This window comes from Streptomyces sp. NPDC020490, assembly GCF_044335305.1.
Taxonomy (GTDB): Bacteria; Actinomycetota; Actinomycetes; order Streptomycetales; family Streptomycetaceae; genus Streptomyces.
The window spans coordinates 47,593-72,559 of record NZ_JBIRUY010000003.1 but is presented as its reverse complement, the minus strand read 5'-3'; the positions used below and the strand labels follow the sequence as shown (position 1 = coordinate 72,559).

Below are 24,967 nucleotides of genomic sequence, written 5' to 3'. Positions count from 1 at the left end.
TCAGCGTCGCGCGTCCGTATATCGGTACGGCTTCGGTGAAGTTGCCTGCGTGTTAACGAGATTCGTGCACGTTTGTGCTGTTTTCCAGTCCCGCTTCCAGTCCCGCTTCCAGTCCGAGTGAACGCCGCAGGAAGTCGAGCTGGAACCAGAGCAGGTTTTCCGCGACCTTCTCCTGCGGGGTCATGTGCGTGACGCCGGACAGCGGCAGCACCTCGTGCGGGCGGCCGGCCGCCAGCAGCGCGGAGGACAGGCGCAGGGAGTGGGCGACCACCACGTTGTCGTCGGCCAGGCCATGGATGATCATCATCGGCCGGTGCGGCTCGGCGGCGTCCACCAGGCCGGCGTCGTCGAACAGCGAGTTGCGCCGGTAGACCTCGGGCTGCTCGCCGGGGTGGCCGAGGTAGCGCTCCATGTAGTGGGTGTCGTACAGGCGCAGGTCGGTGACCGGGGCGCCCACCACGGCCGCGTGGAAGACATCCGGGCGGCGCAGCACCGCGAGCGCCGCGAGGTAGCCGCCGAAGGACCAGCCGCGGATGGCGACCCGGCCGAGGTCGAGCGGGAAGTCGGCGGCGAGCGCCTGGAGCGCGTCGACCTGGTCCTGGAGGACGACCTCGGCGAGGTCGTCCCGCACCGCCTTCTCCCAGGCGGGGGAGCGGCCCGGAGTGCCCCGTCCGTCGGCGACCACGACCGCGAAACCCTGGTCGGCGAACCACTGCGAGGTGAGGTGCGCGTTGTGCGCGGCCAGCACCCGCGCGGCGTGCGGACCGCCGTAGGGGTCGAGGAGGACCGGGAGGGGAGTGTCACCGTGGTAGTCCGTTGGCATAAGCACGGCGCACGGGATTTTCCGTGCGCCCCCCAGTGCGAGTGTCACGCGCGGGGACAAACCGGGATCTTCGGCGTACGACGGGATCACCGCCACCTGCTTCCCGTCCCGCAACACCTGCACCACCGGCCCCGGCCGGCCCGGCACGGCGGACACCAGCACGGTCACGCCCCCGGAGCGCACCGCCGAGTGCACGCCGGGTTCCCGGGACACACGTTCCAGGCCAAGTTCGTTGACGCGGTAGACGTGTACCTCGCCGATCTCGGGGGACCCGTCGCCGGACAGGGCCGCCTCGCCCGCCGACGCCGAGACCAGCACGTCGTCGGCGGTGACGTCCAGCACGGCGCGGATGTGCAACTGGGGTCCGGTCAGAGGGCGTTCGCCGACCGCCAGGACCCGCGCGCCGCCCTCGTCGGCGATGCGCACGAGCTGTCCGGAGGGGCTCCAGCACGGCATTCCAGGGAAAAGATCCAGCCAAATCGGATCTTCATCCGCGTGCACCAGTCGGGTCGTGCCCGACTCCGGATCCACCGCCAGGAACAGCTGACTCCGCTGGTCGCGCGCCTGTACGAGGAGCAGCGGCGCACCCGCGTCTGACCAGTGCACACGGGCCAGATACGGGTAGCGGCGACGGTCCCAGGACACCTCCGTGCGCACCCCGTCCAGGCCGATCACGAACAGCCGCACGTCCACGTTGTCGGTACCCGCCGCCGGGTACGGGACGTGCAGTGGGTCACGTTCCGGGCGGGCGGGGTCGGAGATCCACCAGCGCTGCACCGGCGTGTCGTCCACCCGCGCGACCAGCAGCCGGTCCGAGTCCGGCGACCACCAGAAACCCCGCGAGCGGTCCATCTCCTCGGCCGCGATGAACTCCGCGAGCCCGTAGGTGACGTTGGCCGACTCCGGCTCGGCCAGCGCCCGTTCGCCCTCGTCCTCGGCGCTCACCACCCGCAGGGCGCCCTGCGTGACGTACGCCACGTGCCGGCCGTCGGGGGACGGGCGGGGGTCCACCACCGGCCCGGGGACGGTGAGTTCACGTGCCGTGCCGGCCCGCAGTTCGGCCGTGAAAAGCCGTCCTGACAAGGCAAAAGAGGCCAACTCCACGGCCGTGTCGGTGGCGTAGCCGACGATGCCGGCGCCACCCTCGCGGCTGCGCTCGCGCCGCGCGCGCTCCTCGGGCGGGAGGTTCTCCGCGGCCCCGCCCAGCAGCGCGCCCGGGTCGGCTGCCACACGTTCTCGGCCGTTTTCCACGTCGAGAACCCACAGGGCGTTCGTCCGGTCCGTACCGGAACTGGAGCGCAGGAACACGACACGGCTGCCATCAGGCGAGACCGTGAACGAACGCGGCGCGCCGAGGGTGAAGCGCTGGGTGCGGGCGTGCCGGCGGGGGAAGGAATCGGACCTCATCGTCATGCCATGACCATATTGGCCATGCGCCCCCTTGTGCGGCCGTGCGCTGACCGATGCGCGCGTCTGGATAGTTATGATCACTGGCGCACAGTGGGTATGAACCCGCTGGCTACTGTATGGATTTTTCTGCCCCTTGGTCCGACCCCCCCGTGCACTTGGGATCTTTGGAGGTGAGCCGCCGTGGCACTCTCGATTTCGGCGGTGGTGCTGCTGGCGATCATCGTCTTCCTGCTGATCAAGAAGTCAGGGCTGAAAGCCGGACACGCGGTCGTCTGCATGTTGCTCGGGTTCTACCTCGCGTCGTCGACCATCGCGCCCACGATCAGCGATCTGACGACGAACATCGCGGGCATGATCGGCAGCATCAAGTTCTGACCGCGGCCCACCGGGCCCCGCGGGGCCCGGCAGGCACGGCCTGCCCCCTGGATCAGCCCCCGACCGCGTACGGCACGAAGCCGGCCCACGCGGCGGGCGTGAAGACCAGCCGGGGCCCGTCGGCGTGCTCGGAGTCCCGGACGTGGACGGTGCGGAGTTCGGTGGCGACCTCGACGCAGGAGTCGCCCTCACTGCTGCTGCTGCTGCTGTGGCTGCTCTTGAACCACGTCAGGTCGGAGGCGTGGCCGGACGAGGTCTCGCGGCGCATGTCAGCCCTCGGCCGCGTAGGACACGAAGTCGGCCCAGGCGGCGGGAGCGAAGGCCAGTTGGGGACCCTCGACGTTCTTTGAGTCGCGGACGTGGACGGTGCGAGGTTCGGTGGCGACCTCCACGCAGGAGTCGGTTTCCGCGCCACTGCTGTGGCTGCTCTTGAACCACGCGAGGTCCGAGGCGTTCCTGGACGAGGTCTTGCGGATCATGTCTCCCCCAGCAGTTGCTCGATGATGGTCGCCGACTCACGCGGCGTGAGAGCCTGCGCCCGGGTGATGCCATACCGCAGTTCAAGGATACGGAGCTGCCTCGGATCGGTGACCGGTCGGCCGTTGGAGACTCCCGGTGACCGGCCCACCGCCGTTCCGTCCTCGAATTTCAGCACCTCGATCCCCCCGTCCACTCCGGCGTGCTCCTCGCGGTCCATGGGCATCACCTGGATCTCGACGTTCGGCAACTGCCCCAGCTCGAGAAGGTGTTCGAGTTGCCGACGCACCACTGTGGACCCCCCGAGGCGTCGTCGGAGTGTCCACTCGTCCTGGATGAAGCTGAGTTCGGGCGCCGAGTCGCGCTCGAACACCGATTTGCGGGCCATGCGAGCCGCCACACCCCGCTCGACCTCCTCCTCGGCGTATCGTGGCCGCCGCATCCGGAACAGGGCTTGTGCGTGTTCCGGCGTTTGCAGGAGGCCGTGGACGTTCAAAGGGTCGTAGAGCTGAAGCTCGACCGCTCGCGCCTCCATCTGCGCGAGGTCCCGCACCTTCTTCGGGTACCGGACCTTCTTCACATCCTCCTTCATCGCCGCGACGAGGCCACCGGCCGCCAACACCTCGTCCGCGGTGTCCAGGTACTCGGGCCGGGGGATCCGCTTGCCGCTTTCGATCTTGTAGACGAGGTCCTCGCCGTAGCCGACCGCGACGGCGAACTCGCCGACGCGCATACCGGCCGCCTCCCGACGGAGCCTCAACTGAAGCCCCACGGTGGCCACTACGGCGAGCGCCCAGTCGTCGTCGGGGTCCACCTCCCAGCCCGGCTCGTCGGTCTGCTCCGTCTCGCTCCCGACCCGCACGACCTCACCGTTCACCGACATGCGTGCCCCTCCGTAGCGCTGTTCCGTACCGTCACTTCGCGCGCGCGGGAAACCGTGACGACAGTCCGGACAGCACCGGACAAGCGCTGGATGGTCACCCTACGCAACAGTCTGATTACTCATCACGGTACTTGCGGTCGGCCACGCTGAGTGACGTGAATCAGAAACTGCCCAGACCAGGACCCAACCCGGCGGCTCGGTCCGCAACTTCAGCATGCTGCTGTCGTCCACCCCGCGCGGCGCCCGCCTCGCCCGTCTGCTCGCGGTGGACGCGCTCCGGAGCTGGGGACTCCCGGACGAGACGGCCGGCCACGTCGTCGCGGAACTGGCGAACAACGCCGCCACCCACGGCCGCGTCCCCGGGCGCAGCTTCCGCCTGACGCTCCACGTGGCCGGCGGCACCCTGCGCATCGAGGTCACCGACACGCGAGGTGACCACTGCCCCGTGCTGCGGGAGCCCGGAGCCGGCGCCGAGAGCGGCCGGGGACTGCTCCTAGTGGACGCGCTCGCCGACCGCTGGGGAGTCACCGAAGGGCGCTTCCCACGCAAGACCGTCTGGGCCGAGATCGGCCTGACGCCACCTGAACCCGCCCCCACACGCCCCGGCGCCGTCGGCGGCTGAGAGGCGAGAGACTCTGGGGGATTCTTCCGGAGACCGTCGGAGAGGAGACCATGAACACCAGGGCCGACCACGGGCACGAGCTGATCCCGCGTCCCCAGCCGACCCCCGACGCCCTGCGCGCGGCCCTCGCCGTGGTCGACCCGGCCCGGCTGGAGGAGATGCAGGCCACGAAGGACGAAGCCTTCGCCAAGGCGGTGGAGTGGCAGTCGCTCAGCCCGGTGCGGAGCTGGGTGCTGATCTGGGCCAGGGACATCGAGATCGCCCGTCGCCCCGACCTGTCCGCCCGCCACGCCCGCGCGAAGGCCGGCCTGGAGCACCGGGACTCCGCCGTCGCCCGGGAAGCCCTGCGTGAGCTGGGCGCCGTCCTGGACGAAGCCACGACAAGCTCGTCGGCGGGGAGTCGCAGAGGGCCGGGCAGGCCGCCCCGTGCCGCTTTGTCGGAGGGGACTCGTAGGGTGGGCTGCATGACCGAACTGCCTGCTCGGCGTCTGCTTCTGGTGCACGCGCACCCCGACGACGAGTCGATCAACAACGGCGCGACCATGGCCAGGTACGCGGCCGAGGGCGCCCACGTGACCCTGGTCACCTGCACCCTCGGCGAACTGGGCGAGGTCATCCCGCCCGAGCTGCGGCACCTGACCGGCGCGGCCCTCGGCGAGTACCGCCTCGGCGAGCTGACCGCGGCCATGGGCGAACTCGGCGTCGCGGACTTCCGGCTGCTCGGTGGCGCGGGCCGCTACCGGGACTCCGGGATGATGGGCCTGCCCGACAACGACGACCCCGGCTGCTTCTGGCAGGCCGACGTCGACGAGGCGGCCCGGCACCTGGTCGAGGTGATCCTGGAGGTACGCCCCCAGGTCCTGGTCACCTACGACGACAACGGCGGCTACGGCCACCCCGACCACATCCAGGCACACCGCGTCGCCCTGCGCGCCGTCGAACTGGCCGCCGCGGAGGGCTGGGACATCCCCCGCGTCTACGTCAACCGGGTCCCGCGCGCCGTCGTCGAGGACGCCTTCGCCCGGCTCGCCACGGACCTGCCCGGGCTGCCCTTCGCCAAGAGCGCGGCCGTGCAGGACGTGCCGGGCGTGGTCGACGACGCGCGGATCACCACGCGGGTCGACGGCACCGCCCACGCCGCCGCGGCCAAGGCCGCCGCGATGCGCGCGCACGCCACGCAGATCGAGGTCGCGGAGCCGTACTTCGCGCTCTCCAACGAACTCGCGCAACCGCTGTTCACCACCGAGTACTACGAACTGGTGCGGGGGGAAGGCGCGGAGCCGGGGGGAAGCGACCTGTTCGCCGGGATCGGGGAGGGTTCCTGACATGAGCGGCGACCGGACTCCGATGCTCGCCCAGCCCCTGCGACCGCCGTCCGCGGGCCGGGCGGCCCTGTACCTCGGCCTGTTCGTGTGCGGCGCCGTGGTCGGTGCGGCCGGGGCGCTGGTGCAGGCCGGCTGGTTCCCGGGCGGGCTGCTGCTCGCCCTCGCGGGCGAGGCCGGTCTCGTGCTCGGCGGGGCGCGGGCCTCCGGCGGCCGGGCCGGGGCGGTCGCGTCCGCCGTCGGCTGGATGATCGCCGTGGTGTTCCTCACCACCAGCCGCCCCGAGGGCGACTTCCTCTTCGCCGCAGGAGGCGGCTCGTACCTCTTCCTGCTCGGTGGCATGGCCGTGGCTGTGATCTGCGCCACGGTCGGGTGGGGGCGGCAACCGAACGGCGGCGACGCCCGACTTGGGAAGTGACGTACCACTTCGCCGTCCCGCGGGCGGGCAAGTGCCGTGTGGGTTTCCCCGGCGGTAGTGGGATACGGGCCAGAAGTGGCCAGTATGGTGGTGCGCGCCGCCGAGCCTCCCCCAGACGCTCGACTTAGCTCGCGCCCGGGGGGACCCCCAACGTGAGGTCGTGTCGGGCGGCGGAGCCAACCGGGAGAACCTGCCTTGAGTCGTGAAACTGACACTCCGTCCTCCGGCCCCAACGGGCGCGGTGGAGCCGCATACCCGTCGGGCACCCCGCCCTACGGGACGCCGGCGGCTTCCGACGGCTCTGCGGACGCGGGCCGTTCGGCCAAGCCGGAGGACCGCAAGACCGAGACCACGCTGACGACCCGGATCCGGATCAACATCCCCGGGTCGCGGCCCATTCCGCCGGTCGTCGTGCGTACGCCCGTCGCGGACGCCGACGGCAAGAAGGACGACACCGCGGAGACCGCGGCTCCGGCTCCGGCGCCGGGTGCGGCCACGTCCGCGGGCATGTCCGCGGGCGGCGCCGTCGAGGCGCCGGCCGAGCCGGCCCGGCCCGCGGGGGAGAAGACGAGCGACTGGTTCGCGCCGCGCAAGTCGGGCCCGCCCAAGGGCGGTCAGGGCGGCGGCGCCACCAACGGCGCCGGTGTCCCCGCCGGTTCGGGTACGCCGGCAGGCGCGGGCGCGCCCGCGGGCTCCGGAACGCCCGCCGCGGGTGCCTCCGGCGGCGCGCGTCCCGGCGGCGTGGTCGGCGCCATGAGCGTGACGGGCGGCTCCCGGCCCGGCGGCGCGAACGGCGCCCGGCCCGGCACGACCAACGGCGCCGGGCTCCCCGGCGCGACCGGCGGGCCGGTGGCCCCCGGACACGGCGGCGGCACCGGTTCCTTCGACGTCACCGAGGCGCTGGCCGCGGGCGCGCGCGGCACCGGCCCCCGTCCCGGCCAGGGCGCCGGCGGCGACGCACGCCGCGACGACCTGCCGTACTTCTCGGAGGGCGACCGCGGCGGCGCCGTCAACGGCCAGGGCGCCGTCAACGGCCAGGGCGGTGGGGCCGGTCAGGGCGGCTACGGCGGCCCCGGCGCCCCGGGCGGGCCCAACAGCCCCGCCGGCCCCGGCACTCCCGGCGGGCCGAACGGGTTCGACGGCGCGAGCGGTTTCGACGGGCCGAACGGCTTCGGCGGCCCCGGCGGCGCGCACGGCGGCCCCGCGGGTCCGACCACGGGGCCGGTCACCGGCGACGGCCCGCTGGCCCCGCCCACCGGTCCGGGCGGTCCGGGCGGTCAGGGCGGTTACGGCGGCCCCGGCGTCCCGGGCGGGCCCAACAGCCCCGCCGGCCCCGCCGGCCCCGGCGCTCCCGGCACGATGCGCGGCGGCGAGCCCTTCGGCTCCGGCCCCGGCACGGCGCCCGGTGGCGGACTGAGCGACGACACCGCGATCCTCACCCCGCAGAAGCCGGCCCCCGAGCCGGGCCCGCAGGGCGGCTACCCGGCCCCCGACAACGTCTCCGGGCACACCGTCACCAGCGGCATCCCGGTCGTGCCGCCGGGCGCCGGCTCCCCGTTCGGTCCGGGCGCCCCCACCGACGGGCCGCTGGCGCACACGCCCCCGAAGCTGCCCGAGCCGGTCGCGCAGAACGTGCCGGCGGCCGCCCCCGCGAAGAAGAAGGGCCGCAACAAGCCGGCGCTGCTCGGCGTCGCCGTGTTCCTGATCGCCGGCGGGGCCTACGGCGCCGGGCTGCTGATGAACCACACCGACGTGCCCAAGGGCACCACCGTGCTCGGCGTGGACATCGGCGGCGGTACCCGCGACGACGCCGTGAAGAAGCTCGACGCGGCCTTCGGCAAGAACGTGAACCAGCCGCTGAAGCTGTCGGTCGGCGGCGACACCGTCACGCTCAAGCCCGACCAGGCGGGGCTCCAGTTCGACGAGCAGGCCACGGTCGCCGCGGCCGCGAAGAGCGACTACAACCCGGTCTCGGTCATCGGCTCCCTCTTCGGCAACCACCGGGTCGTCGAGCCCGTCATGCCCGTCGACGAGGAGAAGCTGAACGCCGCCCTCCAGGACGTGGCGGGCGGCTCCGGCTCGATGACCGAGGGCACGGTCAAGTTCGTCTCCGGCAAGGCCGTCGCCGTCTACGGCAAGCCGGGCAAGGGCATCGACATCGCCAGGTCGACCGACGCGATCGTGACCGCCTACCGCGCCCAGGTCGAAACCGGCTCCACCACCCCGGCCGCCGTGGCCACCACCACCAAACAGCCGACGATCTCCAACGCCGAGGTCGACCGCGAGCTGAAGGAGTTCGCCCAGCCGGCGATGTCGGCCCCCGTCACGGTGCAGACGGACGCGGCGCACAGCATCATCTTCAGCCCGCAGAACTCCCTGTGGAAGTTCCTGCGCGTGAAGGCCGTCAACGGCAAGCTCGTCGACAGCCCCGACATGGACGCGCTCAAGCAGCTCTACGGCCACACCTTCGACGAGGTCCTGATCACCCGGGGCACCGGCCAGAAGACGGCCGTCACCCCGCAGGACGTCTACGTCGCCCTGCGCCAGGCGCTGCTGAGCAAGACCAACCGGGTCGCGGTCATCGACACCGACCCGAGCTGACCGCCGACGACCGGAAGAGGGGCGCCCGGCCACCGCCGGGCGCCCCTCGTCGTACGACGGTCGTACAGCAGCCGTAAGACAGTCGGGCGCGCCTCGTCGCATGACGGCCGGGCGCTTCTCGTCGTATGACATCTGTCATCCCCGACACCGGACCCCCGACACTGCCGGGCCGGAGGACCCCGCGGCCACCATGGCTGTCATGACAACGACAGAGACGGCCGCCGCCCCGGTGGTCGGGTTCGAGCGGGTGAGCAAGCGGTACGGCAGCGTGCGGGCGGTCGACGGGCTGACGCTGGCGCTGCGGCCGGGGGAGACCGTGGCGCTGCTCGGGCCGAACGGGGCCGGCAAGTCGACCACGCTGGACCTGCTGCTCGGGCTCAGGAGCGCCGACAGCGGCACCGTCCGCGTCTTCGGCACCGGGCCGCGCGAGGCCATCGTCGCCGGGCGGGTGGGCGCCATGCTGCAGAGCGGCGGCCTGATGGACGAGGTCACCGTCGCCGAACTGGTCCGCCTCGCCTGTGACCTGCACCCCAGGCCCTACCCGGTGAACGACGTGCTCGCCCGCGCCGGCCTCACCCAGATCGCCGACCGCAGGGTCGACAAGCTCTCCGGCGGCCAGGCGCAGCGCGTCCGCTTCGCGCTCGCCACCGCCGGCGACAGCGACCTGATCGTGCTGGACGAGCCCACCACCGGCATGGACGTCTCCGCCCGCCAGGCCTTCTGGGCCACCATCCGCGAACAGGCCGGCCAGGGCCGCACCGTGCTGTTCGCCACGCACTACCTGGAGGAGGCGGACGCCGTCGCCGACCGCGTCCTCGTCCTGCACCGCGGCCGGCTGCTCGCCGACGGCACCGCGGCCGAGATCAAGGCCAAGGCGGGCGCCCGGCGCGTCTCCTTCGACCTGGACGGCCCGATCGACGCGGCGCGGCTGCGTGGCCTGCCGTTCCTGACCGCCCTCGACATCAGCGGCCGGACCGTCCGCGTCCAGTCCGCCGACGCCGACGCCACCGTCCACGCCCTGTACGGCCTCGGCCTCTACCCCCGCAACCTCGAGGTCGCCGGCCTCGGCCTGGAGCAGGCGTTCGTCGCCATCACCGCCGCCGAGGAGGCGAAGCAGCCGTGAACAGCCTGATCAAGCTGGAACTCACCCGCGCCCTGCGCAACCGCAAGTTCCTGTTCTTCTCGGTCCTGTACCCCTCGCTGCTGTTCCTGCTCATCGCGGGCAACGCCGACAGCACCACGAAGATCGACGGCACCGGCCTGACCCTGCCCGCCTACATGATGGTCTCCATGGCGTCCTTCGGCGCCCTGACCGCCGTCCTGATGGGCAACAGCGAACGCATCGCCAAGGAACGCGAGAGCGGCTGGGTACGGCAGCTGCGGCTGACCGCCCTGCCCGGACGCGGGTACGTGCTCGCCAAGACGGCCGGCGCGGCCGTGGTCAGCCTGCCGTCGATCGTGGTCGTCTTCGTCGTCGCGGCCGCCGTGAAGGACGTCCGCCTGGACGCCTGGCAGTGGCTCGCCCTCACCGGCTCCATCTGGGCCGGCAGCCTGGTCTTCGCCGCGCTCGGCGTCGCCCTCGGCTACCTGGCGAGCGGCGACACCGTCCGGCCGATCACCATGATCGTCTACTTCGGCCTGTCGCTGCTCGGCGGCCTGTGGATGCCCTCGACGACCTTCCCGCAGTGGCTCCAGGCCGTCGCGAAGTGGCTGCCCACGCACGCGTACGCTGCCCTCGGGCAGGCGATCGAGCAGAGCCGGGCCCCGCACGCCCGGGACGTCGCCCTCCTCGCCGTCTTCTTCGTCCTGTTCGCCGGCGGCGCGGCCTGGCTCTACCGGAAGGACACGTTGCAGGCGTGAGCACGACGACGGACGGCCCACCGGCGGGGGAGAGCGGCGGTATGCCCATCGGGCAGCCGCCCCGCACCCTGCGCGAGGCGGGGCGCAAGCTGCTGTGGATCGTCATCTGGCTGGTCTTCCTCAGCTCGCCCGTGAACGACCTGCTCTCCGGCCACCACACCACCGCCGCCACGGCGGCCGGCTGGACCGGCCTGGCGGTCTTCGTGGGCACCTACCTGACGCTGGTCTTCCGCACCATGGGCCGGCCGTTCCCCGGCCCGCTCGTGGCCAGCCTGGTCGCCGGCCTCGGCGTGCTCGCCGTCGTCCTGTCCCTGGCCCTCGGCCCGCACTGGCTCGGGCTGTTCGTCTACGTCTCCGTCGCCTGCGGCGCCACCTTCCCGCTGCGGACCGCCTACTGGACGATCGCCCTCACCACGGCCGTGATGACGGCGATCGCCCTCGCCGACGGGGAGCAGGACCTGTGGACCCTCGTCCTCCTGGTCCTGCTCATCGGCTTCGCGATGACGGGCGTACGGCAACTGGTGCGCACGACGGTCGAACTGCGCCGGGCCCGCGCCCAGGTCGCCCAGCTCGCCGCCAACGAGGAGCGGCTGCGCCTCGCCCGGGACCTGCACGACCTCCTCGGCCACTCGCTGTCGCTGATCACGCTGAAGAGCGAGCTGGCCGGCCGCATGCTCCCCGACCACCCCGACAAGGCGGCCCGCCAGGTCGCCGACATCGAGCAGGTCAGCCGCCAGGCCCTGGTCGACGTCCGGGAGGCCGTCACCGGCTACCGGCGCCCCCGGCTGGCCGCCGAACTCGCCGGCGCCCAGGTGGCGCTGGCGGCGGCCGACGTCACCGCCGACCTGCCCGCCGAACCCGACCTCACCGGCGTCCCCGAGGAGAGCGAGTCGGCCCTGGCCTGGGCACTGCGCGAGGCGGTCACCAACGTCGTACGGCACAGCGGCGCCCGGCGCTGCACCATCGGACTGCTCACCCGCCAGACCCTCGACGGGCGGGTGCTGGAACTGTCCGTCGAGGACGACGGCCGGGGCGGCCCCGGCAAGGGCGCCGGCAACGGCCTCACGGGCCTGGCCGAGCGCCTGGAGAAGGCCGGCGGCACCCTGGAGGCGGGCGGCACCAGACGCGGGTTCCGGCTGGTCGCCCGAGTCCCCGTGGACAGCGGGGCGGACGTAGGATCCGGGGCATGAGCTCCACGATCAAGGTCCTGCTCGCCGAGGACCAGTCGATGGTCCGCGAGGCACTGGCCGCCCTGCTCGGCCTCGAGGACGACATCGAGGTCGTCGCCCAGGTCGCGCGCGGCGACGAGGTGCTGGCCGCGGCGCGCGAGCACGACGTGGACGTGGCCCTGCTCGACATCGAGATGCCCGGCTGCACCGGCATCGAGGCCGCGGCCCGGGTGCACGCGGAGCTGCCGGATGTGAAGCTGGTCGTCCTGACCACCTTCGGCCGCCCCGGCTACCTGCGCAGCGCAATGGAGGCCGGCGCCGACGCCTTCCTCGTCAAGGACGCCCCGGCCGCCCAACTGGCCGGTGCGGTACGCAAGGTGCTGGAGGGCGAACGGGTCATCGACCCCACCCTCGCGGCGGCGGCCCTGGCCGAGGGCGCGAACCCGCTCACGGACCGCGAGCGCGAGGTGCTGCGCGCGGCGGCCGACGGCTCCACGAACGCCGAACTCGCGGCCGCCCTGCACCTGTCGCAGGGCACCGTCCGCAACTACCTCTCCACCGCGATCCAGAAACTGGCGGTGCGCAACCGGGCGGAAGCGGTGCGGATCGCCCGCGACAAGGGCTGGCTGTGACGCCGTAGTGGCTGGGACGGCGTAGTGGCTGGGACGGCGTAGTGGCTGGGACGCCTTAGTGGCTGTGACGGCGTAGTGGCTGTGACGCCGTAGTGGCCCGGACGCCTCAGTTGAGCATCGCCCGCGCCGAGTGGGCCTGGCGCCGCACCTGCCGCGCCGTCTGTTCGTCGACCGCGGCCACCACCTCGGCGTACGCCTCCAGCTCCGCCGCCCCGGCGAGGAAGTCGCCCCGCTGCACCAGCAGTTGCGCCCGCTCGTAGCGCAGCCGCGCCGGATGCGAGGGCAGCAGCAGCGCCAGCTCCACCGCCCACAGCGCCACGTCCGACCGCTCGGGCCGGGCCGCCGCCCACGCGCGGATGTTGTTCAGGATCCGCGAGACCACCTCCAGCGGACCGGCCGGCGTCAGCATCGACGGCTCCAGCGGCGCCCCGGTGGCCCCCGCGACCAGCAGCTCCACGTCTACCCCGCCGAGCACCCGCCCGCCGTCGAACGGGTCGGCCAGCACCTGCTCCTCCTGCGGCCCGAACCCGACGACGAAGTGTCCGGGCAGCGCGACCCCGTACACCGGCGCGCCCGCTCTCCTGGCCACCTCCATCCACACCACCGACAGTATGATCGGCAGCCCGCGCCGCCGGCGCAGCACCTCGTGCAGCAGCGACGACTCCAGGCGCCGGTAGTCGGCGGGGGAGCCGCGGAAGCCCTCGCCCTCGCCCAGCAGCCGTCGCAGCGCCTCCGCCCACGCCGTCGGCCCGCCCGGCCGGAACGGCAGCCGTCCCGCCAGCCGGTCGAGCTCCAGCTGCGCGGCGTCCATGCCTGCCTCGTCCAGCGTTCCGTCCGCCTGCGCGCCCACCAGCAGGCACAGCGTGGCCAGGTCTGGCCGCTCCGACCGGGCCTCCTCGTCGAACAGCCGCCGCAGCGGCGCGGACCGCTCGGGCGGCGGGGGACAGGGGGACGGGGGACAGCGGGGACTCATATCAGGCTCGTGCCCTTCCACGGCGGCTCACGGCGGTTTCGCGGCGGTTTCGCGGCGGCTCGTCACCGCCCGGCTTCGTCACCGTCCGGCTGACGGTAGTGGTGGTACGCGTGGTGCGCGGTGAAGCCCATTCCGGCGTACAGCGTCCGCGCCGCCGCGTTGTCCGTCTCGACCTGGAGCCACGCGGCCGAGGCGCCCTCGTCGAGGGCCCGCCGGGCCAGCGCGGCCATCACCGTGGTCGCCAGCCCCCGCCGCCGCTGCGCGGGGTCGACCTCGACGGCGGCGAAGCCCGCCCACCGCCCGTCCACGACGCACCGCCCGATCGCGGCGGGCGCGGCCCCCTCCGCGGCCCCCTCGGCGGCCCCCTCCGAGGCGCCCGGCACCGTCGCGAACCACACCGACGGTCCCGATCCCAGCACCTTCAGGGCGACCTCGCTCACGCCCTTGCGCCGGTAGCGCGCCAGCCACGCCGCGTCGGCGGTGCGGGACAGCACGACACCCGTCCCGTCCGCCCGGTCGGCGACCGGCGCGAGCCCGCCGACCCACAGCTCGGCGGTCACCCCGCGCACCCACCCGCGCCGCTCCAGCTCCGCGCACAGCAGCTCCTGCGTGCCCTCGGCCCCGGTCGCGGTCTGGACGTACGCGGGCAGGCCGCGGTCGCCGTACCACCGCCGTACGGCGGTCAGCGCGTCGTCGAGGGGCACGCCCGGGTCGCCGAGCGGGAGCACCGAGTTGGCCCGCCGGGTGAACCCGGCCGCCGCCCGCAGCTCCCATCCGCCCAGCAGCTCGCTCTCCACCGGCCGCCACGCGCGCGAGGAGACCCGCGCGAGCTCCTCGTAGGAGGTGGCGGGGCCCCGGCGGCGGGCCGGTGCGGCGGGCACCACCTTCCCCGCGACCAGCGCGGACTCCGGTATCCGGACGCTCTCACCGCTCTTCCGTGTGATGAGCAGCACACCTTCGTCCCATGATGTGAGAACACCCACCGTGTCGGTGAACTTCTCCTGCGTGACTCCAGGTTCGCTCAGGCGCCGCACGGAGACACGTTTCCCCACGTCAGCAGCGGTGATTCGGACCTCGAGGCGTCCAGCGGCCGAGATTTCCACGGGTCGGTTCACCCCTCCTGTTCGGATCATGCCCAGGAACGGAGATACTAGGGGCGGGCATCGACGACGCCGCGCTCCCGCGCGCCAGGCGGCGGAGCCTGAGGAGGCCCGCCAGCGCCCAATCGAGGAGGAACGACAGCGTGACCTACGTCATCGCGCAGCCTTGTGTCGACGTGAAGGACAAGGCGTGCATCGAGGAGTGCCCGGTCGACTGCATCTACGAGGGCTCCCGGTCCTTGTACATCCATCCGGACGAATGCGTCGACTGTGGTGCCTGTGAGCCGGTCTGCCCGGTCGAGGCGATCTTCTACGAGGACGACGTGCCGGAGGAGTGGAAGGACTACTACAAGGCGAACGTCGAGTTCTTCGACGAGCTGGGCTCGCCGGGCGGCGCCAGCAAGCTGGGCCTGATCGAGCGTGACCACCCGATCATCGCCGCGCTGCCGCCGCAGGCCGAGTGACCCCGTAAGCGGCCCCGCGACATGCGCCGCCTCGGTCCCGTACGGCCTGATCGTCGACGATCACCGTGCGGGGCCGAGGCGTTTGCCGTACGAGGGCCCGAGCCGTTTCCTGAGAAAGTGAGCCACCACCCGTGTCCGCAGTCACCGACCGCCTCCCGGCCTTCCCCTGGGACAAGCTGGAGCCGTACAAGAAGACGGCCGCCGCGCACCCGGGCGGCATCGTCGACCTGTCCGTCGGCACCCCCGTCGACCCGGTCCCCGAACTGATCCAGAAGGCCCTGATCGACGCGGCGGACTCCCCGGGCTACCCGACGGTCTGGGGCACCCCGGCGCTGCGCGACGCGATCACGGGCTGGCTCGAGCGCCGTCTGGGGGCCCGCGAGGTCACCCACCGGCACGTCCTGCCGGTCGTCGGCTCCAAGGAACTGGTCGCCTGGCTGCCCACCCAGCTGGGCCTCGGCCCCGGCGACAAGGTCGCCTTCCCGCGGCTGGCCTACCCGACCTACGAGGTCGGCGCCCGCCTGGCCCGCGCCGAACACGTCGCCTACGACGACCCGACCGAGCTGGACCCCGAGGGCCTGAAGCTGCTGTGGCTGAACTCCCCGTCCAACCCGACGGGCAAGGTGCTCGGCAAGGACGAGCTGACCCGGATCGTGGCCTGGGCCCGCGAGCACGGCGTGCTGGTCTTCTCCGACGAGTGCTACATCGAGCTGGGCTGGGAGGCCGACCCGGTCTCCGTCCTGCACCCGGACGTCAACGGCGGCTCGTACGACGGCATCGTGGCGGTCCACTCGCTGTCCAAGCGGTCGAACCTGGCCGGCTACCGCGCGGCCTTCCTGGCCGGTGACCCGGCCGTCCTCGGGCCCCTGCTGGAGATCCGCAAGCACGGCGGCATGATGACGCCCGCGCCGACCCAGGCGGCCGTGGTGGCCGCCCTCGGCGACGACAGCCACGTCCGCGAGCAGCGGGAGCGGTACGCGGCCCGCCGCGCCGCCCTGCGCGAGGCGCTGACCGGGCACGGCTTCCGCATCGAGCACAGCGAGGCCAGCCTCTACCTGTGGGCCACGCGCGACGAGTCCTGCTGGGACACGGTGGCCCACCTCGCCGGCCTCGGCATCCTGGTGGCCCCCGGCGACTTCTACGGCCCGGCGGGCGACCGCTTCGTCCGGGTGGCCCTGACAGCGACGGACGAACGGATCCGAGCAGCCGTAGAGCGCCTGTAACCCACCCCCACGGCCACCCGCAAACGGCTCCGGGGGCCCGGAGCGGCCACGCGACCTCGGCCCTGGGCGGTATCGCTGCGGCGGCTGGGGCCCGGCGCGGACGGTCGGCGTGGCCCGCAGCGCGTGGCTGCGCGACCCGGTGCGTCTGGTTGCGCGGCCCGGTGGGTATGGCTGGGGCCTGGCGTGCGGGCCCGCGGGCGACCGGCTGCGGCTCGGTACGCGCCCCCGGCCCGGCGTACACGGCTGCGGCTCCTGGGCGGTATCGCCGCGGTGGCTGGGGCCCGGTGCGGACGGTCGGGTGGCCCGCTGCGCGCGGTTGCGTGGCCTGGCGCACAGGCCGCGGCTTCCGGGTGGCATCGCCGTGGCGGCTGGGGCCCGGTGCGTGTGGCTGCGTGGCCCGGTGAGCGGGCTGCTGCTCGGTACCCGTCCCGGGCCGGCGCACATGGCTGCGGGCCCGGGCGGCGGTGCCCGGGCCCGCAGTCGTGCGGGGGCTCAGCCGCCCAGCGGGAGGCCCTTCGCCGGGAGGGTCTTCGCGGTCGGGATGCCGCCCTTGGTCAGCGCGTCCGTCGGCAGGCCGCCCTTGGCCGCCGTCTTCGTGGTGTCGCCGAGGACGCCCTCGGCGGAGCCCGTCGCGTCTCCCACGGCCTTCCGCGCCACCGGCGCCGCCTGCTTCGCCACCTTGCCGCCGGTCCTGGTCGCGGTCGGCACCGCCTTCTTGACCGCCTTGCCGCCGGCGCCGCCCGCGACCCGGGTGACGTTCTGCGCCGCGCCGTCGACGGTGTGGCCGACGTTCGCCCCGTCCAGGGAGGTCAGGCCCCCGACGTTCGGGGTGGCGGGCAGTTCGGGGGCCGCGCTCGCGGAGCCGGCCGCACCGACCCCGGCTGCCGCTCCCGCTGCGACGAGCAGCGCGGCACGGGCGATCCGACGGGTCAGGGGGAGGGTCATGATGCTCCTTCGACGGGAGAGGGTCTTGCTCGGACGCCGTGACTACCGCTCGAAGCCCCTCCGAGGTTGCGGAGCGAAACCGTAAAGAGTTGGCAATGCGTCGCATTATCGGCTGCGGACGAATGCGGGTGAAAAGGGCGCGGCGCGCGCGGCTGTCGAATCCTTACGGCCCTGTGTTCCCAAGGCTTTTCGTGAATCCGCCGGGGCCGGGCGAAAACAGCCGCGCACCGGGCCGGTCAACCGGCCCGGGTGACCCGTGCGGGTGAGGATCCGTACTACTGCCCGGTGACGATCCGGACCGCGTCCGCCGTCCGCCCGGTCTCCCCGGAGCTCTGCGTGCCGGTCGCGCGCCACCGGGGGGCGCTGGTCCCGGCGGTCCACTCCCGCCCGGCGAACGAGACGCGCTCGATGTGCAGCGCGGAGGCGTTGGCGACCGCCCAGTGCGCCAGCTGCCAGCCGCGCTGCTGCGCGGTACCGCCCTTCGCGGGGCTCGCGCCGGCCGCCACGGGCAGCGTGACGGTCCGCGTGCCGTCCTGCGCGCTCGGCGAGGACGAGGGCGAGGGCGAGGGGGAGGGCGTCGGCGTGGCCCGGTCGCCCACCTCCGCGCCCGCGTCCTGCAGGACGTCGCGCCCGAAGTCCCGTACCAGCGCGGAGCGGACCGCGTCGGGGCCCGCCTGGACGGCGGCCGTGTCCGGGTTGCCCCGGCAGGTGAGCGTGGCCGCCGCGTGCCCGGTGAGGGCGGCGGCGAGCAGCTTCGCGTCCGGCTCGTGCTTGGCGTACGCCTCCGGATAGCCGCTGCGCTGCACGCGCTGCGCGGCGACCGTGAGCGGCAGCCGGGTGTAGCCGGGCACCTTGCCGAGGTGCTCGTAGAAGACGCCCGCCGCGTACGCCGGCTCCATGATCTGCCGCGGCGTGCCCCAGCCCTGTGAGGGCCGCTGCTGGAACAGGCCCAGCGAATCCCGGTCGCCGTGCTCGATGTTGCGCAGCCCCGACTCCTGCAGCGCGGTCGCGAGCGCGATCGTCACGGCCCGTTCGGGCATCCCGCGCCCGGTGCCGACGGCGGCGATCGTCGCCGCGTTCACCGCCTGCTCCGGCGTGAACTCGTAGCGCGCGCCGTCGTCCTCGCCCGACACCACCGTGCAGCCCGGGCCGCTCCTGCCCCCGGTGACGTACTGCACCACGAGGTAACCGGCGACGGCGAGCAGGGTCATGAGGGCCGCACCGAAACGGAGGACGCGGCGGCGGCGCTTGACGGGGTGGGGGGACGGCTCTGACACGCCGTACAAGGTAGCGGAGCCACGAGAGGGCGGCGAGGCGGGTGCAGACGGTGTGACGAGGCAGACGCGTTAGGGTCGACAGCATGGCCGACACCCCGCTTGACCTCACGTTGGACGCCGCCGAGCTGACCGCGCGGCTCGTCGACTTCCCCTCCGAGAGCGGCACCGAGCAGCCCCTCGCCGACGCCATCGAGAACGCCCTGCGCGCCCTGCCGCACCTGACGGTCCACCGGTACGGCAACAACGTCGTGGCCCGCACGGACCTGGGCCGCTCGCAGCGGGTGATCCTGGCCGGCCACATCGACACGGTCCCGATCGCGGACAACGTCCCCTCCCGGCTGGACGAGGACGGCGTCCTGTGGGGCTGCGGCACCTGCGACATGAAGGCGGGCGTCGCGGTCCAGCTGCGCATCGCGGCCACCGTCCCGGCCCCGAACCGCGACCTGACCTTCGTCTTCTACGACAACGAGGAGGTCGCCGCCGAGCTGAACGGCCTCAAGCACGTGGCGGAGGACCGTCCGGAGTGGCTGGAGGGCGACTTCGCGGTGCTGCTCGAGCCGTCGGACGGCGAGGTCGAGGGCGGCTGCCAGGGCACGCTCCGGGTGCTGCTGAAGACGAAGGGCGAGCGGGCCCACTCGGCGCGCGGCTGGATGGGCTCCAACGCCATCCACGCGGCGGCGCCGATCCTGGCCCGCCTCGCCTCCTACACGCCGCGCCACCCGGTGATCGACGGCCTGGAGTACCGGGAGGGCCTGAACGCGGTCGGCATCTCGGGCGGCGTCGCGGGCAACGTCATCCCCGACGAGTGCGTCGTCACGGTCAACTTCCGCTACGCACCCGACCGCACCGAGGAGGAGGCCGTCGCGCACGTCCGCGAGGTGTTCGCGGACTGCGGGGTGGAGGAGTTCGTGATCGACGACCACAGCGGCGGCGCGCTGCCCGGCCTGTCCCACCCCGCCGCCGCGGCCTTCATCGAGGCGGTGGGCGGCGTCCCGCGGCCCAAGTACGGCTGGACGGACGTGTCGCGCTTCTCCTCCCTCGGCATCCCGGCCGTCAACTACGGCCCGGGCAACCCGCACTTGGCACACAAGCGGGACGAACGGGTCGAAACCGCGAAGATCCTGGCGGGTGAGGAGCGCCTGCGGGCCTGGCTGACGGCACCGGCCTAGGACCACGTGCGGGGTCGTGCCGCGCGGCGGACACGTCCAAGTCCCCCGGCCGTAACGGGTGTGGATCTACGCTGAGGCGGAAACACCTTTCCCCACCTCTCGACTTCGCTCGGGACGGGGAGGCATCGACCGCGGAGGGAGCGCACATGGCAACAGGCAACCCGAGGGGGAAGACGCCACCGCCGCAGGAACAGCGCCTGGGACCGGTTCTGCGCAGGCGCGGACAGGTGACGGCGAGCACGACGGACCAGCGGCTGCTGGACGAGCGCGCCCCCGCGGACTGGGTCCACACCGATCCCTGGCGGGTGCTGCGCATCCAGTCGGAGTTCGTCGAGGGCTTCGGCACGCTGGCCGAACTCCCGCCCGCCATCAGCGTGTTCGGCTCGGCCCGGACGCCGGTGGACTCGCCGGAGTACGAGGCGGGCGTGCGCCTGGGCCGCGGTCTCGCGGAGGCGGGCTGGGCGGTCATCACGGGCGGCGGCCCCGGCGCCATGGAGGCCGCGAACCGGGGCGCCTGCGAGGCCGGCGGCGCCTCGGTCGGCCTCGGCATCGAGCTCCCCTTCGAGCAGGGCCTCAACCCCTACGTCGACATCGGCCTGAACTTCCGGTACTTCTTCGTCCGCAAGATGATGTTCGTGAAGTACGCGCAGGGGTTCGTGGTCCTGCCCGGCGGACTCGGCACCCTGGACGAGTTCTTCGAGGCGCTGACCCTGGTGCAGACCCAGAAGGTCACCCGCTTCCCGATCGTCCTGTTCGGCACCGACTACTGGGGCGGCCTGGTGGACTGGCTGCGCAACACGATGGCGGCCCAGGGCAAGGTGTCCCCGGACGACCTGCTGCTGTTCCACGTCACGGACGAGGTGGACGAAGCGGTAGCCCTGGTCTCCAAGGAAGCCGGCCGCTGACCCCACCCGGCTCGCCCCCGGCCCCCGGCCCTGAACCCCCTGGCTCCGCCCCGACACCGGCCCTCGGCCCCGGGACCCCGGCTTCTGGTCTTGGCCCCGGCCCCTGGGCCCCGGCCCTCGGCGGGTCACCGGCGGGGGTACGCCGGCCGTGGGCCCCGCCCCGACGCCGGCCCGCGGTGGGTCACCGTCGGGGCACCGGGCTCGGCTCCGGGCCTCCGGACCCCGGCCCCGGCCCGGGCCTTTGCCCCCGGGCCTGCTGGTTCGGCCCCTTGCCCCGCGGCCACTGGACCTCGGTCCCGTGACCTCGGCCTCCGGGTCTTGGCCCCGGCCCGGCTTCCCCGGGCCCCGACTCCCGGACCTCGGCTCCCGGACCTCGGCTCCCGGGCCCCGGCTCCCGGACCTCGGCTCCCGGACCTCGGCTCCCGGACCTCGGCTCCCGGACCTCGGCTCCCGGCCCTGGTCCTGGTCCTGGCCCCGGCGTCCGTCCCGGCGCCCGAACCTCGGCCCGGCTTCATGCCGGCTCCCGGCCCTGCGCCAGCCTCTGGGCTTCTGCCCCTGACCCTCGGGTCTCGACCCCCGGGACCCCGGCCCGACGCCGAATCCCGGCGCGCCACCATCGTGGCGCGGGGGACGGGCCCCGGCCCCGGGACCTAGGCTTCCGGGCCGTGGCCTTCGGTCCGGGCCCCGGTCGCTCGTTCCGGGCTCCCGGCCCTCGGCCCCGGCTTCATGGCGGCTCCCGGCCCTCGGCCCCGGCTTCATGGCGGCTCGCGGCCTGGCGTCGGCCTCTGGGCCTCAGGCCTCCCTCTGGCCCCGCACAACCCGGCCCTGGCCCTCGGACGTCTCTACCCCGGACCCCGGCCCGACGCTGAATCCCGGCGGCCACCGCCGGGGGCACGGGGGCCGCGCCCCCAGCACCCGGTTCCCGGACCCCGGCGCCAGGCCCGGCACCGGCCCCCGCCCTACGCCAGGCCCCGGCGGGCCACCGTCGGGGGGCGGTGGCCGGCGATCGCGGTGACCATGTCGAGTACCTGGCGGGTCTCCGCCACCTCGTGGACGCGGTAGACCTGGGCGCCGAGCCACGCCGAGACCGCGGTCGTCGCCAGGGTCCCCAGGACGCGCTCCTTCACCGGGCGGTCCAGCGTCTCGCCCACGAAGTCCTTGTTGGACAGCGACACCAGCACCGGCCACCCGGTGGCCACCATCTCGTCCAGCCGCCGCGTCGCCTCCAGGCTGTGCCGCGTGTTCTTGCCGAAGTCGTGCCCGGGGTCGATCAGCACCGACTCCCGCGGCACCCCCAGCGCCACCGCCCGCTCCGCCAGCCCCAGCGTCACCCGCAGGATGTCGGCCATGACGTCGTCGTACGCCACCCGGTGCGGACGTGTCCGCGGCCGGGCGCCGCCCGCGTGCGTGCACACCAGCCCCGCCCCGTGGCGCGCCGCGACCTCCGCCAGCCGGGGGTCGACCCCGCCCCACGCGTCGTTGAGCAGGTCCGCGCCCGCCTCGCACACGGCCTCGCCGACCTCGTGCCGCCAGGTGTCGACGCTGATGACGACGTCGGGGAAACGGCGCCTGACCTCCGCCACGAACCCGACCGTCCGCCGCGCCTCCTCCTCGGCGGTCACCTCCTCGCCGGGCCCGGCCTTCACCCCGCCGATGTCGATGATGGCCGCCCCCTCCGCCACGGCCTGCTCCACGCGCGCGAGGGCCGGCTCGTCCCGGAAGGTCGCCCCCTGGTCGTAGAAGGAATCCGGGGTCCGGTTCACGATCGCCATGATCACCGGCTCGTGCGCCTCGAACGTGCGCCTGCCCAGCCTGAGCATCCCCTGTGACCTCTCCTAGTGCGTCCTGGGTGTCCCGGCCGTTCGGCCGCCTGCGACCCTAACCGCCAGCGTCGCATGGCACGATCGGACCCTGACACATTGAGGCTGTACGAACATCGAGCTTGGGGACCCCGGCGATGGTTATGTTCCTGTTCCTGGTCGTCGCTCTGGCCGTCGTGGTGGCGGCGGTGACACTGGCCGTGGTGGGCGGCGGCGGAGGAGAAGGCCCGCTCCCGGAGGCCGTCCCGGAGCGGCTGCACGACCCCCTGCCGCCGGACCGCCCGCTGAGCCGCGCCGACGTCGACGACCTTCGCTTCCCCCTCGCCGCCCGCGGCTACCGGATGGCGGACGTCGACGACGCCCTGAACCGCCTGGCCGCCGAGCTCGCCGAGCGCGACGCCCGCATCGCCGACCTGGAGACCGCGCTGGCGGGTGCGCGGGCCGCCGCCCAGACCGCCCACGACGCGCCCACCCCCCTCGACAAGCCCGCGCACGGCCCGGAGGACCAGCAGTGAACGACACGGCCGCGCTCGTCGGCCCCGACGGCGTCCCGCGCTGCCCCTGGGGCCTGTCCACCCCCGACTACGTGACGTACCACGACGAGGAGTGGGGCCGCCCGGTCCACGGCGACGACGCCCTCTTCGAGCGGCTCAGCCTGGAGGCGTTCCAGTCCGGCCTGTCCTGGATCACCATCCTGCGCCGCCGCCCCGGCTTCCGCGCCGCCTTCGCCGGCTTCGAGATCGCGGCGGTCGCGGCCTTCACGGACGAGGACCGCGAGCGCCTCCTCGCCGACCCGGGCATCATCCGCAACCGAGCCAAGATCGACGCCACCTGCGCCAACGCGCGCGTGCTCGCCGAGTGGGCGCCGGGCGAGCTGGACGCCCTGATCTGGTCCCACGCCCCGGCCCCCGGGCCGGCGCCGAAGACGCTGTCCGACGTCCCCGCGGTCACCCCGGAGTCGACGGCCCTGTCCAAGGCACTGAAAAAGCGGGGCCTGCGCTTCGTCGGCCCGACGACCGCCTACGCGCTGATGCAGGCCTGCGGTCTGGTCGACGACCACCTGGAGGGATGCGTCGCCCGTGACGCGTCGCGCGACGCGTCCGGCGACACGCTCAGCGTCCCAGGTACTTCGGCTTCTCCTTGTTGACGAACGCCTCCACCGCGATCACGTGGTCCGCCGACCGCCCCGCGCGGGTCTGCAGCTCGTCCTCCTTCTCCAGCGTCTCCGCGAGCGAGTGGGAGAACCCGTACGCCACCGCCTCCTTGATCGCCGCGTACGCCACCGTCGGCCCCTCGGCCAGCGCCCGCGCCACCTTCTCGGCCTCCGCGCGCAGCTCGCCGGCCGGCACCAGACGGTTGGCGATCCCCAGCTCGTACGCCTCCTGCGCCTTGACGCTGCGCGGGAACAGCAGCAGGTCGGCCGCGCGAGCGGGCCCGACGACACGCGGCAGCGTCCAGGAGATCCCGGAGTCGGCGGTCAGCGCCACCCCCGCGAACGAGGTGTTGAAGGCGGCCGTGTCGGCCACCACACGGAAGTCCGCGGCGAGCGCGAAACCGAAGCCGGCCCCGGCCGCGACCCCGTTCACCCCCGCCACCACCGGCTTCGGCATCTCCGTCAGCGCCCGCATGATGGGGTTGTAGTGCTCGCGCACCGTGCTCATGGTGTGCGAGGTGCCGGTCTCCCGGTCCTGCGCCAGCAGCCCGATGTGCTCCTTGAGGTCCTGCCCCACGCAGAACGCCCGGTCCCCGGCGGCGGTCAGCAGCACCGCCCGTACGGCGTCGTCCTCCGCCGCGGACTGGACCGCGTCCCGCAGGGCGACCTTGGTCGCGATGTTCAGCGCGTTCATCGCCTCGGGGCGGTTCAGCGTGATCGTCGCGAGTCCGTCGCCCACCTCGTAGAGCACGGTGTCGGCCATGTGTGTCCCCTCCGCATGTCGCGGTCGCGGCGTACCGGCCGGTACGCCCTGTCCGAAGGACAGCATGACGGAGATCACCGTCCGCGCACCGCAGGGGACGTGTGACCTGCGTCAAAGAATCCGGCCCCGTTTCGGGGCGGCGAAACTCCGCACGGCGGCGAAGTATCGCAGCCACATCGCCGAATTGAGTGGTTTTGCTCGCGCGCGTTGCCCAAGCGATGCCTACCGATGTTGGTCATCGGGTCCTGAGATGCGGGATAATGGCTGGGAAGCAATGTGTTCGATGCCGGTGTTGCGTGTCCCGCCAGGACCGCACGTGCCCTCCAGGGCCGTCGGCTTTGACGATGAGCTGGTTTCAGGAAGGGGAACGAGCATGGCGGCCATGAAGCCGCGAACGGGTGATGGCCCGCTCGAGGTGACCAAGGAGGGGCGGGGCATCGTCATGCGCGTTCCGCTCGAAGGCGGCGGTCGGCTCGTCGTCGAGCTGACCCCTGACGAGGCCGACGCGCTGGGCGACGCCCTCAAGAAGGTCGTCGGCTGACGCGGAAGCGACCATACCCCTTCGGCGGCCCCGGCACCCAAG

26 protein-coding genes are annotated in these 24,967 nt (G+C 73.4%); 16 read left to right on the top strand and 10 right to left on the bottom strand.

The features are described 5' to 3' along the window. Positions 1-52: 52 nt before the first annotated feature. Positions 53-2,236, bottom strand: a complete 2,184-nt coding sequence (locus tag ACH4ZX_RS05355) for a prolyl oligopeptidase family serine peptidase (RefSeq protein WP_398267799.1) — start codon at positions 2,234-2,236, stop codon at positions 53-55. Positions 2,237-2,413: 177 nt separating this feature from the next. On the opposite strand from ACH4ZX_RS05355, the gene ACH4ZX_RS05350 reads away from it, so the two are divergent. After that, positions 2,414-2,608 carry a hypothetical protein gene (locus tag ACH4ZX_RS05350; RefSeq protein WP_324787496.1) on the top strand — a complete coding sequence of 65 codons (195 nt, stop codon included), beginning with the start codon at positions 2,414-2,416 and terminating at the stop codon, positions 2,606-2,608. Positions 2,609-2,660: 52 nt separating this feature from the next. Here ACH4ZX_RS05350 and ACH4ZX_RS05345 read toward each other — a convergent pair whose 3' ends face one another. From ACH4ZX_RS05345 to ACH4ZX_RS05335, 3 genes are read right to left on the bottom strand one after another with little or no spacing between them, the layout of a single operon-like run. After that, complete coding sequence (locus tag ACH4ZX_RS05345; RefSeq protein ID WP_398267796.1) at positions 2,661-2,876, bottom strand: DUF397 domain-containing protein; 216 nt, start codon at positions 2,874-2,876, stop codon at positions 2,661-2,663. 1 nt (position 2,877) lies between these two features. Beyond that, positions 2,878-3,087, bottom strand: coding sequence for a DUF397 domain-containing protein (locus tag ACH4ZX_RS05340; RefSeq protein WP_398267794.1), 210 nt, complete (start codon positions 3,085-3,087; stop codon positions 2,878-2,880). Further along, on the bottom strand, positions 3,084-3,968 hold the full coding sequence (locus tag ACH4ZX_RS05335; RefSeq protein WP_398267791.1) for a helix-turn-helix domain-containing protein: 885 nt from the start codon (positions 3,966-3,968) through the stop codon (positions 3,084-3,086). The genes ACH4ZX_RS05340 and ACH4ZX_RS05335 overlap by 4 nt, the downstream gene beginning before the upstream one ends. A gap of 214 nt (positions 3,969-4,182) precedes the next feature. Between ACH4ZX_RS05335 and ACH4ZX_RS05330 the strand changes: the two genes are divergently transcribed. The 8 genes from ACH4ZX_RS05330 to ACH4ZX_RS05295 all read left to right on the top strand — a co-directional run bounded on the left by ACH4ZX_RS05330 (position 4,183) and on the right by ACH4ZX_RS05295 (position 12,592). Continuing rightward, positions 4,183-4,590: an ATP-binding protein gene (locus ACH4ZX_RS05330; RefSeq protein WP_398267789.1), complete on the top strand. Its 408-nt coding sequence runs from the start codon at positions 4,183-4,185 to the stop codon at positions 4,588-4,590. A 464-nt stretch (positions 4,591-5,054) separates the two neighbouring features. Continuing rightward, positions 5,055-5,915, top strand: coding sequence for an N-acetyl-1-D-myo-inositol-2-amino-2-deoxy-alpha-D-glucopyranoside deacetylase (gene mshB / locus ACH4ZX_RS05325; RefSeq protein ID WP_398268386.1), 861 nt, complete (start codon positions 5,055-5,057; stop codon positions 5,913-5,915). A 1-nt stretch (position 5,916) separates the two neighbouring features. Then, positions 5,917-6,330: a DUF6113 family protein gene (locus ACH4ZX_RS05320; protein WP_398267786.1), complete on the top strand. Its 414-nt coding sequence runs from the start codon at positions 5,917-5,919 to the stop codon at positions 6,328-6,330. 195 nt (positions 6,331-6,525) lie between these two features. Beyond that, positions 6,526-8,931: a hypothetical protein gene (locus ACH4ZX_RS05315; RefSeq protein WP_398267783.1), complete on the top strand. Its 2,406-nt coding sequence runs from the start codon at positions 6,526-6,528 to the stop codon at positions 8,929-8,931. 190 nt (positions 8,932-9,121) lie between these two features. Then, complete coding sequence (locus ACH4ZX_RS05310; RefSeq protein ID WP_398267780.1) at positions 9,122-10,054, top strand: ABC transporter ATP-binding protein; 933 nt, start codon at positions 9,122-9,124, stop codon at positions 10,052-10,054. Next, a complete protein-coding gene (locus tag ACH4ZX_RS05305; protein ID WP_398267777.1) occupies positions 10,051-10,791 on the top strand; it encodes an ABC transporter permease in 741 nt (246 codons plus the stop codon). The genes ACH4ZX_RS05310 and ACH4ZX_RS05305 overlap by 4 nt, the downstream gene beginning before the upstream one ends. 41 nt (positions 10,792-10,832) lie before the next feature. Continuing rightward, positions 10,833-11,981 (top strand): sensor histidine kinase, encoded by a 1,149-nt coding sequence (locus tag ACH4ZX_RS05300; protein WP_398268383.1) that lies wholly within the window; start codon positions 10,833-10,835, stop codon positions 11,979-11,981. Beyond that, entirely contained in the window at positions 11,978-12,592 is a 615-nt protein-coding gene (locus tag ACH4ZX_RS05295; RefSeq protein ID WP_398267774.1) for a response regulator transcription factor, read from the top strand. The genes ACH4ZX_RS05300 and ACH4ZX_RS05295 overlap by 4 nt, the downstream gene beginning before the upstream one ends. Positions 12,593-12,698: 106 nt before the next feature. Here ACH4ZX_RS05295 and ACH4ZX_RS05290 read toward each other — a convergent pair whose 3' ends face one another. Together ACH4ZX_RS05290 and ACH4ZX_RS05285 are read right to left on the bottom strand one after the other, a co-directional pair. Next, a complete protein-coding gene (locus ACH4ZX_RS05290) occupies positions 12,699-13,565 on the bottom strand; it encodes a tetratricopeptide repeat protein (protein WP_398267771.1) in 867 nt (288 codons plus the stop codon). A 62-nt stretch (positions 13,566-13,627) separates the two neighbouring features. Continuing rightward, positions 13,628-14,668 carry a GNAT family N-acetyltransferase gene (locus tag ACH4ZX_RS05285; protein ID WP_398268380.1) on the bottom strand — a complete coding sequence of 347 codons (1,041 nt, stop codon included), beginning with the start codon at positions 14,666-14,668 and terminating at the stop codon, positions 13,628-13,630. A 140-nt stretch (positions 14,669-14,808) separates the two neighbouring features. Between ACH4ZX_RS05285 and fdxA the strand changes: the two genes are divergently transcribed. Continuing rightward, positions 14,809-15,129 (top strand): ferredoxin, encoded by a 321-nt coding sequence (fdxA, locus tag ACH4ZX_RS05280; protein ID WP_324787515.1) that lies wholly within the window; start codon positions 14,809-14,811, stop codon positions 15,127-15,129. Between the two features lie 131 nt (positions 15,130-15,260). After that, positions 15,261-16,352, top strand: a complete 1,092-nt coding sequence (locus tag ACH4ZX_RS05275; RefSeq protein ID WP_398267767.1) for a bifunctional succinyldiaminopimelate transaminase/glutamate-prephenate aminotransferase — start codon at positions 15,261-15,263, stop codon at positions 16,350-16,352. A gap of 492 nt (positions 16,353-16,844) precedes the next feature. Here ACH4ZX_RS05275 and ACH4ZX_RS05270 read toward each other — a convergent pair whose 3' ends face one another. Both ACH4ZX_RS05270 and ACH4ZX_RS05265 read right to left on the bottom strand, forming a co-directional pair. Beyond that, positions 16,845-17,297, bottom strand: a complete 453-nt coding sequence (locus ACH4ZX_RS05270) for an ATP-binding protein (protein ID WP_398267764.1) — start codon at positions 17,295-17,297, stop codon at positions 16,845-16,847. Positions 17,298-17,572: 275 nt separating this feature from the next. After that, positions 17,573-18,574, bottom strand: coding sequence for a heavy metal transporter (locus ACH4ZX_RS05265; RefSeq protein WP_398267762.1), 1,002 nt, complete (start codon positions 18,572-18,574; stop codon positions 17,573-17,575). A gap of 83 nt (positions 18,575-18,657) precedes the next feature. Here ACH4ZX_RS05265 and dapE point away from each other — a divergent pair, with 83 nt between their 5' ends. Next, positions 18,658-19,743 (top strand): succinyl-diaminopimelate desuccinylase, encoded by a 1,086-nt coding sequence (gene dapE / locus ACH4ZX_RS05260; protein ID WP_398267759.1) that lies wholly within the window; start codon positions 18,658-18,660, stop codon positions 19,741-19,743. A gap of 146 nt (positions 19,744-19,889) precedes the next feature. Further along, a complete protein-coding gene (locus ACH4ZX_RS05255; RefSeq protein ID WP_398267756.1) occupies positions 19,890-20,648 on the top strand; it encodes a TIGR00730 family Rossman fold protein in 759 nt (252 codons plus the stop codon). A gap of 959 nt (positions 20,649-21,607) precedes the next feature. Here the strand turns inward: ACH4ZX_RS05255 and folP are convergent. Continuing rightward, positions 21,608-22,468 (bottom strand): dihydropteroate synthase, encoded by an 861-nt coding sequence (folP, locus tag ACH4ZX_RS05250; protein ID WP_360741711.1) that lies wholly within the window; start codon positions 22,466-22,468, stop codon positions 21,608-21,610. A gap of 143 nt (positions 22,469-22,611) precedes the next feature. Here folP and ACH4ZX_RS05245 point away from each other — a divergent pair, with 143 nt between their 5' ends. After that, the gene (locus ACH4ZX_RS05245; protein ID WP_398268377.1) at positions 22,612-22,983 is read left to right on the top strand and encodes a DivIVA domain-containing protein; all 372 of its coding nucleotides are present in this window, start codon (positions 22,612-22,614) and stop codon (positions 22,981-22,983) included. Further along, complete coding sequence (locus ACH4ZX_RS05240; RefSeq protein WP_398267752.1) at positions 22,980-23,615, top strand: DNA-3-methyladenine glycosylase I; 636 nt, start codon at positions 22,980-22,982, stop codon at positions 23,613-23,615. The genes ACH4ZX_RS05245 and ACH4ZX_RS05240 overlap by 4 nt, the downstream gene beginning before the upstream one ends. Here the strand turns inward: ACH4ZX_RS05240 and ACH4ZX_RS05235 are convergent. Continuing rightward, entirely contained in the window at positions 23,581-24,384 is an 804-nt protein-coding gene (locus ACH4ZX_RS05235) for an enoyl-CoA hydratase/isomerase family protein (protein WP_398267750.1), read from the bottom strand. The two genes, ACH4ZX_RS05240 and ACH4ZX_RS05235, sit on opposite strands and share 35 nt — an antisense overlap. A gap of 373 nt (positions 24,385-24,757) precedes the next feature. Between ACH4ZX_RS05235 and ACH4ZX_RS05230 the strand changes: the two genes are divergently transcribed. Further along, entirely contained in the window at positions 24,758-24,925 is a 168-nt protein-coding gene (locus ACH4ZX_RS05230; RefSeq protein WP_003966491.1) for a DUF3117 domain-containing protein, read from the top strand. The last annotated feature ends 42 nt before the right edge of the window (positions 24,926-24,967 follow it).